General features: G+C 72.1%; 8 protein-coding genes. All 8 read right to left on the reverse strand.

Annotated elements, in window-relative coordinates:
* The coding region (locus VFR90_RS02640) for an MFS transporter (protein ID WP_326404436.1) at nucleotides 1-1,180 on the reverse strand (1,180 nt) is incomplete at its 3' end.
* A gap of 97 nt (nucleotides 1,181-1,277) precedes the next feature.
* A complete protein-coding gene (locus VFR90_RS02645; RefSeq protein ID WP_326404437.1) occupies nucleotides 1,278-1,889 on the reverse strand; it encodes a CBS domain-containing protein in 612 nt (203 codons plus the stop codon).
* Nucleotides 1,890-2,055: 166 nt separating this feature from the next.
* Complete coding sequence (locus VFR90_RS02650; RefSeq protein ID WP_326404438.1) at nucleotides 2,056-3,981, reverse strand: potassium transporter Kup; 1,926 nt, start codon at nucleotides 3,979-3,981, stop codon at nucleotides 2,056-2,058.
* Nucleotides 3,982-4,044: 63 nt separating this feature from the next.
* Nucleotides 4,045-4,752 (reverse strand): response regulator, encoded by a 708-nt coding sequence (locus VFR90_RS02655; protein WP_326404439.1) that lies wholly within the window; start codon nucleotides 4,750-4,752, stop codon nucleotides 4,045-4,047.
* On the reverse strand, nucleotides 4,749-6,284 hold the full coding sequence (locus VFR90_RS02660; RefSeq protein WP_326404440.1) for a sensor histidine kinase: 1,536 nt from the start codon (nucleotides 6,282-6,284) through the stop codon (nucleotides 4,749-4,751). The genes VFR90_RS02655 and VFR90_RS02660 overlap by 4 nt, the downstream gene beginning before the upstream one ends.
* A gap of 58 nt (nucleotides 6,285-6,342) precedes the next feature.
* Complete coding sequence (locus VFR90_RS02665; RefSeq protein ID WP_326404441.1) at nucleotides 6,343-7,767, reverse strand: efflux transporter outer membrane subunit; 1,425 nt, start codon at nucleotides 7,765-7,767, stop codon at nucleotides 6,343-6,345.
* Between the two features lie 16 nt (nucleotides 7,768-7,783).
* Nucleotides 7,784-10,957 (reverse strand): multidrug efflux RND transporter permease subunit, encoded by a 3,174-nt coding sequence (locus VFR90_RS02670; RefSeq protein WP_326404442.1) that lies wholly within the window; start codon nucleotides 10,955-10,957, stop codon nucleotides 7,784-7,786.
* Nucleotides 10,954-14,073 (reverse strand): multidrug efflux RND transporter permease subunit, encoded by a 3,120-nt coding sequence (locus VFR90_RS02675; RefSeq protein WP_326404444.1) that lies wholly within the window; start codon nucleotides 14,071-14,073, stop codon nucleotides 10,954-10,956. Before VFR90_RS02675 ends, VFR90_RS02670 begins: the two co-directional genes overlap by 4 nt.
* Nucleotides 14,074-14,086 lie beyond the last annotated feature (13 nt).

A 14,086-nucleotide genomic window follows, 5' to 3' on the forward strand; every position in this document is an offset into this window, starting at 1 on the left:
ACACCTCGCTGACCGTCAGGTAGGCCGAGCTCGCGGCGGCCGAGGCGAGGAAGAACACGCCCGACCAGGCCAGCGTCTGCGTGGTCGCGTCGAGCACGCCGGTGTAGAAGCCCAGCCCGGTGAGCAGCAGGCCGACGCCCGACAGCGCATAGGTCGCCGAGATCATCACGCGCCGGCCGATGCGGTCGAACAGCGGGCCGAGCAGCAGCGGGCCGAGCACGTTGCCCGCCGCGAACGGCAGGATGTAGAGCGCCACGTCCGCGTCGGCCACGCCGTAGAAGCGCGTGAGCACCAGCGCGTAGGTGAAGAAGATCGCGTTGTAGAAGAAGGCCTGCGAGACCATCAGCGCGAGCACCACCATGCTGCGCACCCGATAACGCCGCAGCAGCAGCTGCGCGACCTCGCGCATCGTCGGAAGCTGCCGGCGCCCGACCGGCAGCGCGGCGCTCGCCGGCACCTCGGCGAGCGGGCGGCCGCTGCGCTCGCGCACCTCGGCCTCGATCGCGGCGACGATGCGCTCGGCCTCGTCGGCGCGGCCATGCGCGAGCAGCCAGCGCGGGCTCTCGGGCACGTAGCGGCGCACCAGCAGGATCGCCACCGCGAGCACGCCGCCGGCGAGGAAGCCGGCGCGCCAGCCGAGGTCGGGGCCGAGCACGCGCGCATCGAGCAGCCCCAGCGCCAGCAGCGCGCCGAGCGCGGCGCCAAGCCAGAAGCAGCCGTTGATCGCGAGGTTGACGCGGCCGCGCACCCGCGCGGGGATCAGCTCGTCGATCGCCGAATTGATCGCCGCGTACTCGCCGCCGATGCCGAAGCCGGTGACGATGCGGCAGGCGACGAAGCTCCAGAAGCCGGTGGTGAAGGCGGTCGCGACCGTCGCGGCCATGTAGACCGCCAGCGTCACCATGAACAGGCGCTTGCGGCCCAGCCGGTCGGCCAGCCGGCCGAAGTACACCGCGCCCAGCACCGCGCCACCGACGTAGGCCGAGCCGGCCCAGCCCACCTGCGCCGCGCTGAGGCCCAGGGTGTCCGGCCGTTGCAGCACGCTTGCGATCGAGCCGACGATCGTGACCTCGAGCCCGTCGAGCACCCAGGCGACGCCGAGCGCGATCACCACGCGCCAATGCCAGGGCGACCAGGGCAGGCGGTCGAGCCGGGCGGGGAGGGTGCTGAGCGCGCTCATGCGCGCGGGCTCGCTGGTTGCTCGCATCGGCGGCGCTGGGCAAACGGCGCGCGCGGCGCCGCGCCTCGCGGCGCGCGCCACCGGGCCGCGCCCGCTGCTAGGACAGCATCTGCCCCAGCTCCGCGAAGCTGTGCGCGATCTCCGGCACGTCGATCGTGCGGCCGAGCTGGCGCTCGATCTGCGCGCGCGAGACCACGCCGCGCACGCGGCAGGCCTTCGGGTCGGCCGCCGGTCCACGGTCCATCACCAGCAGGTGGTTGCGGCCGTGGCGCTGCAGCGTCGCGATCAGGTGCTCGACGCGCGCGTGGCGCAGGTCGTCGTGGTCGATCGCGTCCATCAGCGCGAGCGGCGTCATCACGTCGGCGACGCAGAGTTCGTCGTGGCGGATGCCGCGCTGCTGCACCACGCGCATCGGGCGGTCACCCTGCAGGTCGGTGGTGGTGATCAGGCCTTCGATCGCCGGCATCGCGCTGACGACGAAGAGCATGCGAACACCCTGGCAGATCATGATCTGCTCGGCATGCCGCAACGACGTGGCCGGGCCGGTGGTCGCGGCCTCGACCTGCGTGAGGTCGGTCATGACGTCGAGCGCGAGCGAGTCGAGCGTGACCGGCGCCGTCGATGTGTGCGGTCGGGCCTGGGCGAGCGCGGCGCCGCCGTCGAGGCGGCGGATGGTGAGGGCGCTGGCGGTCATCGTCATCTCGTCCATCGCAGGTTCCTTGATCGGGGCTGGGTGAGGAACGACTGATCGCCACGCGGCGGTGACGCCTGGCCACGGAGAGCCCCGATGCTGCACCCACAAGGCGCTCGGCACCAGCGCGATCGTCCGGACGAAGCGAGGGTCGCCCGCAGCCGGGTTCCAGCGACGCGCCGGCTCACACCTGCAGCCGCGTGCCGAGCTCCACCACGGCGTTGTCCGGCAGCCGCAGGAACTCGACGACGCCGCCCGCGTTGCGGCTCATCGCCGCGAACAGGCGCGCCCGCCAGTTCGCGAGGCCGCCGCCGGGCGCGGGCACGAGCGTCTCGCGGCTGAGGAAGTAGGTGGTCTCGAAGGGCGGGATCGCGAGGCCCTGGGCCCGCACGAGATCCAGCGCCTTCGGCACGTCGGGCGTGTCCATGAAGCCGAAGCGCAGGGTGACGCGCCAGAAGCGGTTGCCCAGCGACTCCACCTGCACGCGCTCCTCCTGCGGCACCCAGGGCACCGGCTCGAACTCGACGGTCAGCACGACGTTGCACTCGTGCAGCACTTGGTTGTGCTTCAGGTTGTGCAGCAGCGCCTGCGGCACGGTCGCTACGTCGGCCACCGGGTAGACCGCCGTCCTGCCGGCGCGGTGGATGGCCTGGGCCTGCAGGCCGTCGATGAAGCCGCGCAGCTCGAGGCCGTCCTGCCGAATCTCGTCCATCAGCCGCGCGCGGCCGCGCCACCAGGTGCTCATCACGACGAACAGCAGCAGCCCGAGCGCCAGCGGGAACCAGCCGCCGTCGAGGAACTTGACCGCGCAGCCAGCCACGAGCAGCGCATCGACGGCGAGGAAGAAAGCCGTCGCGCCGCCGGCGAGCCACGAGGGCAGCCGCCAGCGCTCGCGCACGACGAACCAGGTCAGGAGGGTGGTCGTCAGCATCGTCAGCGTGACCGCGATGCCGTAGGCCGCCGCCAGCGCCGACGAGCTGCCAAAAAACAGCACCGCGCCGAGCACGGCGGCCAGCAGCATCGAGTTGACCGCCGGCATGTAGATCTGGCCGGGCTCGCGCGCGGAGGTGTAGAGGACCCGCATGCGCGGCAGGAAGCCGAGCTGGACGGCCTGCCGCGTCAGCGAATACGCACCCGAGATCACCGCCTGCGAGGCGATGATGGCGGCGAGCGTCGCCAGCACCAGCGCGGGCACGAGCCAGGCCTCGGGGAACAGGTGGTAGAACGGGTTCTCGATCGCGGCCGGGTCCTTCATCAGCAGCGCGCCCTGGCCCATGTAGTTGAGCGCGAGCGCGGGCAGCACAAGCCCAGTCCACGCGATGCGGATCGGCCGCTTGCCGAAGTGCCCCATGTCGGCGTACAGCGCCTCGGCGCCGGTGAGCGCGAGCACGATCGCGCCGATCGCGGCCGGCAGCTGCCAGCCGCGCCCGGTGACGAACGACCACGCATGCAGCGGGTTCAGCGCGGCGAGGATCGCCGGCTGCTCGGCGATGTGCACGGCACCGATGGCACCGAGCGTCGCGAACCAGAGCACGATGACCGGCCCGAAGAAGCGGCCGACCAAGCCGGTGCCGTAGCGCTGCACCGCGAACAGCCCGACCAGGACCGCGATCGTCGCGGGCACCACGTACGCACCGAGCGCCGGCGCGATCACGCCGAGCCCCTCCATCGCGCCGAGCACCGAGATCGCCGGCGTGATGACGGCATCGCCGTAGAACAGCGTCGCGCCGAACACCCCGAGCAGCAGCAGGCCGCGCCGCAAAGCCGGCCGCGAGCGCACGGCCTCGGCCGCGAGCGCCGTCAGCGCGAGGCCGCCGCCTTCGCCGTGGTTGTCGGCGCGCAGGATCAGCACCACGTACTTCAGCGTAACGACCAGCATCAACGCCCAGAAGATCGTCGAGACGGCGCCGACGATGCGCAGCGCATCGAGCGGCACGCCGGTGTGCGGCGCGAACACTTCCTTCATCGTGTACAGCGGGCTGGTGCCGATGTCGCCGTAGACGACGCCGAGCGCGCCGAGCGTCAGCGCGGCGACGCCTTGTCGGGGCAGCCTGGACGGGGCTTCGGCGGTCGAGCGATCCGCGGCGAGGGTGACGGAAGCGGGGGGCATGGGCGACTCCTTGCGAGGAGCCGGGACGATCGCCCGGACGGCGTCAGCAACGCATAAGGACCGTCAGCCCTCGGTATCGACGATGCGGTAGCCGACGCCCGGCTCGGTCAGCAGCAGGCGCGGGTCGGCCGGCTCAGCTTCGAGCTTGGCGCGCAGTTGCGCCATGTACAGGCGCAGGTAGTGCGTCTGCTCGGTGGCGTCGGCGCCCCACACGTCCGCCAGCAGCCGCCGGTGCGTCACCACCTGGCCGGCCTGCCGCACCAGGCGCGCGAGCAGCCGGAACTCGGTCGGCGTCAGGTGCACGGCGGTGCCGCCGCGGCGCACCACATGCGCGGCGATGTCGATCTCGACGTCGTCGCGGCGGTAGGCGGTCACGGCCGGCTGCACGGCGGTGCCCCGGTGCCGCAGCGCCACGCGCATGCGCGCGAACAGCTCGGCCAGGCTGAACGGCTTGACGAGGTAGTCGTCGGCGCCGCCGTCGAGCAGGCGCACCTTCTGGCCGTCGGCCTCGCGTGCCGAGATCACGACGACCGGCGTGGCGCTCGTGCGGCGCAGCGTGTCGAGGAAGGCGCTGCCGTCGCCGTCGGGCAGGCCGAGGTCGAGCAGCACCAGGTCGATGCCGGCGCCGCTGCGCTCAGCCTGTGCGGCGAGCGCCTGCGCGTCGGCGAGGCTGGCGGCGGCCAGCACCTCGTAGCCCTCGACGTCGAGCGCCGCGCGCAGCGTGGCGCGCAGCTCGCGCTCGTCTTCGACGAGCAGCACGCGCAGGCTCACGGCACGGGCTCCTCGAGCGGGGCTGCCGGCGCTTCGCGCAGCGGCAGCCGGCAGTCGAAGCTCGCGCCGCCGCGTCCGCGGGAGCGCACGGCGAGCGTGCCGCCGTGCGCGCCGGCGATCGCGCGGCACACAGCGAGGCCGACGCCCGCACCGGGCGCCTCCTCGCTCACCGGCGTGGCTTCGCCGCGCCGGAAGACCTCGAACACTTTCTCGCGCCAGGCCGGCGTGATGCCGGGGCCGCGGTCGCGCACGGCGAGCCGGAGGTCGCCGTCGTCGCGGCACACCGCGACCTCGACCGGCGTGTCCGGCGGGCTGTACTTGAGCGCGTTGTCGATCAGGTTGTCGAGCAGCTGCGAGACCAGGATCGCGTCGCACCACAGCAGCGGCAGGCCGGGCTCGACCCGCGGATACACGCGCTCGCCGTCCTTGCGGCGGCGCGCCCGTCGCATTGCGCTGCCGACGATCTCCTCGGCCGACTCCCAGTCGCAGCGCAGCCGAACACCGGGTGCGTCGAGCCGTGCGAGCTGCAGCGTGTTGTCGGTGAGCCGCGCGAGGCGGCCGGCCTCCTCGACGATCGTCGTGGCGAGCCGGCGGCGCTGCTCGGTGCCGAGCCGGTCGGACTGCTGCTCGAGCGACGAAGCCGCGCTCATGATCGTCGCCAGCGGAGTGCGGTAGTCGTGCGAGACGGCGGCGAGCAGTGCGTTGCGCACGCCCTGCTCGTGCGCCTGCTCGCGCGCCTCGCGCTCGCGATGGGAGGTGGCGGCGCGCTGCAGCGCCTGGCCCATTTGGTCGCACAGCGCCTGCGCATGCGCGAGGTCGACGCGGTCGACCGCCGGGTCGATATCGGGCAGCAACGCGGCGCCGAAGGCGAGCCCGCGGCCGCGCAGCGGCAGATAGACGTCGCGCTGTTCCTCGAAGCGCCCGCTGCCGGGGCCGAGTGCGCGGTTCTCGCGCAGGCACAGATCGAGGCCGGCACGCTGGTTGGCGTCGGGATTGCCCACGACCGCCGGCTCGGCCGCCGCGTCGCCGTGCGGCGCGACGAGCACCGCGACCGGTGCACCGGGCGCGACGTAGGCGAGCAGGTCGCGCAGGGCGCTTGCATGGGTCACCGGATCGGCCGCGTCGCGCAGCGCGTCGCCCCACTGGCGCAGGCGCTGCTCGCGCTGCGCGCTCTCCTGCGCGGCGCGGGCCAGCGCGCGTTGGCGGATCACCAGCGCGCTGACGATGCCGTTGACGACCAGCATCGCGATCAGCAGCAGCGCGTGCTGGCGCAGATCGACGCCGAGCGTGTGGCGCGGCGGCACGAACGACCAGTTGAACGCCAGCACCGCGGCCCCACCCGCCACGGCCGCGGCCCAGCCCTGCCACCACAGCGATGCCACGGCCGAACTCAGCATCAGCACGAGCGCGAGATTGGCCAGATCGACGCTGCCGTCGAGCACGAACATCGCCGCCCAGCCGACCGCCCAGGCGACCCACGCCGGCCAGGTGCGCAAGCCGACGGGACGGGATGGCGCTGCGGCGGGCTGCATGGGCTGCGAGCGTAGCGTCGCCGTCGTCAGGACGGCGTATGCATCCCGGCGCTGCCGCCTAGACCGGCTGCCAGCGCCCCGCGATGTTCTTCAGCAGCTGGTTCACCGCCGCGAGCTGGCGGTTGCGCACGTCGAGCAGGCTGTTCTCGCTGCCGAGCGCCGAGGTCTGCGCGAGCACCACGTTGAGGTAGCTGACGGTGCCGGCGCGGTACTGGTCGAGCGTGATCTCGAGGTTGCGCCGCGCGGCGGCGAGCGCTTCCTGCTGCAGCTGCGCCTGCTGCTGCAAGCGGTCGGCGAGCACGAGGTTGTCCTCCACTTCCTGCAGCGCGGTCAGCACCGTCTGGCGGTAGGTGGCGGTGGCCTGGTCGGCGCTCGCGCGCGCCTGCGCGCTGGCGAGCCGGCGCTGGCCGCCGTCGAAGATCGCCTGCGTGATCGACGGGCCGATCGACCAGAACAGGTTCGGCGCGCTGATCAAATCGGCGAAGCCCGAGCGCTGCCAGCCGGCGCTGGCCGACAGCACGAGCTGCGGGAAGAAGGCCGCGTCGGCCACGCCGATCTGCGCGTAGGCCGCCGCGACGCGGCGCTGCGCGGCGGCGATGTCGGGTCGCCGTTCGAGCAGCGCGCCGGGCAGCATCTCGGGCACCGCAGGCGGCGCCGGCAGCGTGTCGTTGCGCGCGAGCGCGAAGGCCGACGGCGCCTGGCCGAGCAGCACCGCGATCGCGTGCTCGAACTGCGCGCGCGCGATGCCGGCCTCGAGCGCCTGGGCCTGCGCGGTCTTGAGCTGCGTCTCGGCCTGTAGCACGTCGGTGCGTGCGGCGACCCCGCCTTCGTAGCGGATGCGCGTCAGTTCGAGCGAGCGCCGGTAGGCCGCCACGCTGCGCTCGTACAGCGACTGCTGCGCCTCGGCGGCGCGCATCGAGAAATAGCTCTGCGCGAGCATGGCCTGCGCCGAAAGCCGTGCGGCGGCGAGGTCGTCGGCACTCGCCTGGTAGCCGGCCTGCGCCGCATCGCTCGCCTGCGCGAGCCGGCCCCACAGGTCGATCTCCCAGCTCGACGACAAGCCCACCGACGCGGTGTTGCGCGGCGCGCGCGTGACCTCGAAGCCCTCGCTCGAGACGCTGGAGCCGTTGCGGCTGCGGCTGGCCGAGGCGTTGGCCGACAGCGTCGGGAACAGCGCGCTGCGGCTGGCCTCGACCGCGGCGCGCGCGCCGGCCACCTGCGCGATCGAGGCCCGGAGGTTCTCGTTGCCGATGACCAGGCGCTGCTGGAGGTCGTCGAGCACCGGGTCGGCGAACAGCGTCCACCAGGCGTCGGGCACCGGCACGGTGGCGGCGTCGGCCGTGGCGCTGCCGCGTTGCCACAGGCCCGTTTCCTTGTATTGCGCGGGCGGCGCCACGGGCGCCGGCGGATCGACGCGCGTGATGGCGCAGGCCGAGAACAGCAGGGCCGGTGCGATCAGCAGCAGGGGAAGCGAGCGGCTCATGTCGTCTCGTCGTCGTTCAAGTCGAGGCGGAAAGCGCGGCGGCGCGCGCCGGCTTCGGCTTGCGCCGCCGCATCGCCGCGGCACGCAGCCGGTCCATCACCACGAACACCACCGGCGTCGTGTAAAGGGTCAGCAGCTGGCTCAGGATCAGCCCGCCCACGATCGCGATGCCCAGCGGCTGGCGCAGCTCGGCGCCGTCGCCGCTGCCGAACATCGCGGGCGCCGCGAGCGGCACCGCGCCGAAGATCGCCGCCGCGGTGGTCATCAGGATCGGGCGCAGCCGCAGCTTGGCGGCCCGATAGATCGCAGGCGCCGCGCCGGTGCGCGCGGCGCGCTGCGCGTGGATGGCGAAGTCGATCATCAGGATCGCGTTCTTCTTGACGATGCCGATGAGCAGCACGACGGCGATCAGCGCAATGATCGAGAACTCGGTCTTGAACAGCATCAGCGCGAGCAGCGCGCCGACGCCCGCCGAGGGCAGCGTCGAGAGGATGGTGACCGGATGCACCAGGCTTTCGTAGAGCATGCCGAGCACCAGGTAGATCGTCACGATCGCCGCGGCGATCAGCAGCGGCTGCGAGGCCAGCGATTCCTGCAGCGCGTTGGCGGTGCCGGCGAACACGCCGCGCACCGAGACCGGCACGCCCAGCGCGGCGATGGCGCCCTGGATCGCCTCGGTCGCCTGCGAGAGCGAGACGCCGGGCTGCAGGTTGAAGCTGATCGTCGAGGCCGGCGTGCCGTTCTCGTGGCTGATCGACAGCGGCGTGTTCGTCGTCTCCACGCGCGAGAAGGCCGACAACGGCACCTGCTCGCCGCTGCGGCTGGTGACGTAGAGCCGCCCCAGCGTCTGCGGGCTTTGCAGGTACTGCGGCGCGAGCTCCATCACCACGCGGTACTGGTTCAGCGCGTTGTAGATCACGCCCACCTGCCGCTGGCCGAAGGCGTTGTTCAGCGTGTTGTCGATCGTGGCGACGCTGACACCCAGGCGCGCGGCGGCATCGCGGTCGATCACGAGGCTGGTCTGCAGGCCCTTGTCTTCCTGGTCGGTGTCGATGTCGGTCAGCTCGGGCAGCTGCGCCATCGCGTTGCGCACGCGCGGCTCCCAGGTGCGCAGGTCTTCCAGCGAGTCCGCCTGCAGCGTGAACTGGTACTGCGAGCTCGACTGGCGGGCGCCGATGCGGATGTCCTGCACCGGCACCAGGAACAGGTTGGCGCCGGGCTCGCGCGCGAGCTTGCCGCGCAGTCGCGCGATCACGGTCTCGGCGGACTCCTTGCGCTCGGCCAGCGGCTTCAGGTTGATGAAGAAGCTGGCCGAGTTGCTGCTGCCGCCGCCGCGGCCGCTGCTGCCGGTCGAGCCGTTCACGGTGGCCACCGCCGGGTCCGCGAGCAGCACCGCCATGAAGCGATCGACCCGCTCGCGCATCGACTGGAACGAGCTGCCCTGATCGGCGCGCACGTTGCCGAAGATCGCGCCGGTGTCCTGCTGCGGGAAGAAGGTCTTCGGGATCGCGCCGTAGAGATGGACGTTCAGGCCGATCACCGCGGCCAGCGACAGCAGGGCGACCGGCTGGTGCCGCAGCGTCCACGCGAGCGAGCGCCGGTAGCCGCGCATGCAGGCGCGGGCCAGGCGCTCGCGCGCGCGCGCGAACGCTGCGCCGAGATCTCGAAGCCGGCCGAGACGGCCGGCGGGGCCCGGCCGGCGCCGCTCGCCGCGCGGCTTCAGCAGGGCCGCGGCCATCATCGGCGTGGTCGTCAGCGACACCAGCATCGACACCAGGATCGCCGCCGAGAGCACCACCGCGAACTCGCGGAACAGCCGGCCGACCACGCCGCCCATCAGCAGGATGGGGATGAACACCGCCACGAGCGAGAGGCTGATCGAGACGACGGTGAAGCCGATCTCGCGCGAGCCGCGCAGCGCGGCCTCGAGCGGCTTCATGCCCCTCTCGATGTGGCGGGTGATGTTCTCCAGCACGACGATCGCGTCGTCGACGACGAAGCCGGTCGCGACGGTGAGGGCCATCGCCGAGAGGTTGTCGAGGCTGTAGCCGCACAGGTACATCACGCCGAAGGTGCCGGCCAGCGAGACGGGCACCGCGACCGCCGGGATCAGCGTCGCGCGCCAGCTGCGCAGGAACAGCAGCACCACCAGGATCACCAGACCGATGGCGATGCCCATCGCGCGCTCGACCTCGCGCAGCGATTCGCGGATCGTCGGCGTGCGGTCGCTGATGACGTCGAGGTCGATCGCCTGCGGGATCTGCGCGCGCAGCCGCGGCAGCATCGAGCGCACGCGCTCGACGGTCTCGATCACGTTCGCGCCCGGCTCCTTCAGCACGTAGAGCAGGATCGCCGGCTTGCCGTTGGCGACGCCGTAGTTGCGCACGTTGTCCACCGAATCGACGACCTCGGCGACGTCGCGCAGGCGCACCGCGGCGCCGTTGCGGTAGCTCAGCACCACCGGCGCGTACTCGGCCGCGGTGCGCGCCTGGTCGTTCGCGCCGATCTGCCATTGGCGCGTGCCGTCGTCGACCGCGCCCTTCGGCCGGTTGGCGTTGGTCGCCGTCAGCGCGATGCGGACGTTGTCGAGCGCGATGCCCTGCGCGGCCAGCTTGTCGGGGTTCAGCTCCACCCGCACCGCCGGCAGCGCGCCGCCGCTGACGTTGACCTGCCCGACGCCGTCGACCTGCGCGATGCGCTGCGCGAGCACGGTCGAGGCCGCGTCGTACATCTGGCCGCGCGAGAGCGTCGCCGAGGTCAACGCGAGGATCAGCACCGGCGCGTCGGTCGGGTTCACCTTGCGGTAGGTCGGGTTGCTCGGCAGGCCGGTGGGCAGCAGCGAGCGCGAGGCGTTGATCGCGGCCTGCACGTCGCGCGCGGCGCCGTCGATGTCGCGGTCCAGGTCGAACTGCAGCGTCACGCGCGCCGAGCCGAGCGAGGAGCGCGAGGTGATCTCGTTGACGCCGGCGATGCTGCCGAGCGCGCGCTCGAGCGGCGTCGCCACCGTCGCGGCCATCGTCTCGGGGCTCGCGCCGGGCAGCGAGGCGCTGACCGAGATGGTCGGGAAGTCGACCTGCGGCAGCGAGGCGATCGGCAGCAGCTTGAAGGCCAGCGCGCCGGCCAGCGCGACGCCGAGCGTCAGCAGCGTCGTCGCGACCGGCCGCGCGATGAAGGGCGACGAGATGTTCATCGCGCCACCGCCGGTTGCGCACCGCGGCGGCGCCAGCGTGCGATCAGGTTCGCGAAGCCGAGGTAGATCACCGGCGTGGTGAACAGCGTCAGCAGCTGGCTGACGATCAGGCCGCCGACCATCACGACGCCCAGCGGATGCCGCAGCTCGTGGCCGACGCCGGTGCCCAGCATCAGCGGCAGCGCGCCGAGCAGCGCGGCCATCGTCGTCATCAGGATCGGCCGGAAGCGCAGCAGGCAGGCCTTGTGGATCGCCGCGCGCGGCGCCATGCCTTCATGGCGTTCGGCGTCGAGCGCGAAGTCGATCATCATGATCGCGTTCTTCTTGACGATGCCGATCAGCAGCACGATGCCGATGATCCCGACGATGCCCAGATCGAGCCGGGCCGCGAGCAGCGCGAGCAGCGCGCCCAGGCCGGCCGAAGGCAGCGTCGAGAGGATCGTCACCGGGTGCACGTAGCTCTCGTAGAGCACGCCCAGCACGATGTACATCGTGACGACGGCCGCAAGGATCAGCAGCAGCGTGCTGGTCAGCGAGGCACGGAAGGCCTCGGCCGCGCCCTGGAAGCTCGTCTCGACGCGGGCGGGCAGTTCGAGCTTCGCTTCCTCGGCCTTGATGGCATCGACCGCGTCGCCCAGCGCCGCGCCCGGCGCGAGGTTGAACGACACGGTCGCCGCCGGGAATTGCGCGACGTGGTTGATGGCCAGCGCCGCCGGTCGCTCGGTGACGCGAGCGACCGAGCTCAGCGGCACCTGCACCGTCGTCGAGACGCCGGCGGCGTCGACGGTCGTGCCCGGCAGGTAGATGCTCTCGAGCGCGCGCGGGCCGCGGCGGAATTCGGGCGCGGCTTCGAGCACCACGCGGTACTGGCTCGCCTGCGTGTAGATCGTCGAGATCAGCCGCTGGCCGAAGGCGTTGTAGAGCGCGGTGTCGATTGCCGCGACGGTCACGCCGAGCCGGCCGGCGGCCTCGCGGTCGATCTGCACGAAGGCCTGCAGCCCCTGGTCCTGCAGGTCGGTCGCCACGTCGGCCAGTTGCGGCAGCGTCTTCATCCGCTCGACCAGGCGCGTCGTCGCCGACGCAAGGTCGCCCGCATCCGGCGAACTGAGCAGGAACTGGTACTGCGTCTTCGAGACGCGGTCCTCGATCGTCAGGTCCTGCACCGGCTGCATGTAGGCGGTGATGCCGGGCAGGCGCGCGGTCGCGTCGGCCAGCCGCCGGATCACCTCGGTCGCCGAAGCGTCGCGCTCGGCGAAGGGCTTGAGCGCGATCTGCATGCGGCCGGTGTTCAGCGTCGCGTTCGCGCCGTCGACGCCGATGAACGAGGTGAGGTGATCGACGTCCGGGTCCTGCAGGATCACCTCGGCCAGCGCCTGCTGCCGCTCGCTCATCGCCTCGAACGAGGTGCTCTGCGTCGCCTCGGTGATCACCTGCACGAGGCCGGTGTCCTGCACCGGGAAGAAGCCCTTCGGCACCGCGAGGTAGAGCGCGGCGGTCGCGACCACCGTCGCGGCGAACACCGCGAGCGTCGCCGCCGGGCGGTCGAGCACCCGGTCGAGTGCGCGGCCGTAGCGGGCGATCAGCCGGTCGAACCACGCGCCGAAGCGCTCGCCGAGCCGGCTCCGCCTGCGCTCGCCTTCCGGCTTGAGCAGGCGCGCGCTCATCATCGGCGTAAGCGTCAGCGAGACGACCGCCGAGATCAGGATCGCGACCGCCATCGTGATCGCGAACTCGTGGAACAGCCGGCCGATCACGTCGCCCATGAACAGCAGCGGGATCAGCACCGCGATGAGCGAGACGGTGAGCGAGATGATCGTGAAGCCGATCTGCTTCGATCCCTTCAGCGCCGCCTCCATCGGCGAATCGCCTTCCTCGACGAAGCGGGCGATGTTCTCGATCATCACGATCGCGTCGTCCACCACGAAGCCGGTGGAGATCACCAGCGCCATCAGCGTGAGGTTGTTGATCGAGAACCCGGCCATGTACATCACGCCGAAGGTGCCGATCAGCGAGACCGGCACCGCGACGCTCGGGATCAGCGTCGCGCTCGCGCTGCGCAGGAACACGAAGATCACCGCCACGACGAGCGCGATCGCGAGCAGCAGCTCGAGCTGCGTGTCGCGCACCGAGGCGCGGATCGTCGTCGTGCGGTCGGCGACCACGGCCACGTCGACCGACGCCGGCAGCGTCGAGCGCAGCTGCGGCAGCAGCGCCTTGACCCGATCAACCGTCTCGATCACGTTCGCGCCCGGCTGGCGCTGCACGTTGAGGATGACGCCGGGGGTCGCGCCGCTCCACGCGGCCAGGCGCAGGTTCTCGGCGTCGTCGACGATCTTCGCCACGTCGCGCAGCCGCAGCGGGCTGCCGTTCTTCCAGGCGATCACGAGATCCTGGTATTCGGCGGCGGTGCGCAGCTGGTCGTTGGCGTCGATGGTGGAGGCGCGCTGCGCGCCGTCGAAGCTGCCCTTGGCCTGGTTGACGTTGGCCGCCGCGATCGCCGAGCGCACGTCGTCGAGCGAAAGCCCCAGCGAGGCCAGCGTCTGCGGATTCGCCTGGATGCGCACGGCCGGCCGCTGCCCGCCGGCCAGCGACACCAGCCCGACGCCTTCGAGCTGCGAAAGCTTCGGCGCGAGGCGGTTCTCGGCGAGGTCGTGCACCTTGATCACCGGCAGCGACGGCGAGGTGACGGCGATCGTCAGCACCGGCGCGTCGGCCGGGTTGATCTTGTTGTAGATCGGCGGCAGCGGCAGGTCCTGCGGCAGCAGGCTGTTCGCGGCGTTGATCGCCGCCTGCACCTCCTGCTCGGCGACGTCGAGCGCGAGGCCGAGCGAGAAGCGCAGCGTGACCACCGAGGCGCCGCCCGAGCTGACCGAGGTCATCTGCGCGAGCCCCGGCATCTGGCCGAACTGGCGCTCCAGCGGCGCGGTGACGGTGGTGGAGATGACGTCGGGGCTCGCACCCGGGTAGAGCGTCGTGACCTCGATCGTCGGGTAGTCCACCTCGGGCAGCGCCGAAATGGGCATCAGCCGGTAGGCGAGCAGGCCGGCGAGCACGATCGCCAGCATCAGCAGCGAGGTCGCGACCGGGCGTTCGATGAAGAGGCGGGACGGGTTCAAGGCGCTTGCCGGC

This window comes from Methylibium sp., assembly GCF_035762065.1.
Taxonomy (GTDB): Bacteria; Pseudomonadota; Gammaproteobacteria; order Burkholderiales; family Burkholderiaceae_C; genus Methylibium.

Bases quoted from the DNA above. Each gene is read 5' to 3' on its own strand.
- VFR90_RS02645 (WP_326404437.1), bottom strand. From the start codon at position 1,889: ATGGACGAGATGACGATGACCGCCAGCGCCCTCACCATCCGCCGCCTC.
- VFR90_RS02650 (WP_326404438.1), bottom strand. From the start codon at position 3,981: ATGCCCCCCGCTTCCGTCACCCTCGCCGCGGATCGCTCGACCGCCGAA.
- VFR90_RS02660 (WP_326404440.1), bottom strand. From the start codon at position 6,284: ATGCAGCCCGCCGCAGCGCCATCCCGTCCCGTCGGCTTGCGCACCTGG.
- VFR90_RS02665 (WP_326404441.1), bottom strand. From the start codon at position 7,767: ATGAGCCGCTCGCTTCCCCTGCTGCTGATCGCACCGGCCCTGCTGTTC.
- VFR90_RS02670 (WP_326404442.1), bottom strand. From the start codon at position 10,957: ATGAACATCTCGTCGCCCTTCATCGCGCGGCCGGTCGCGACGACGCTG.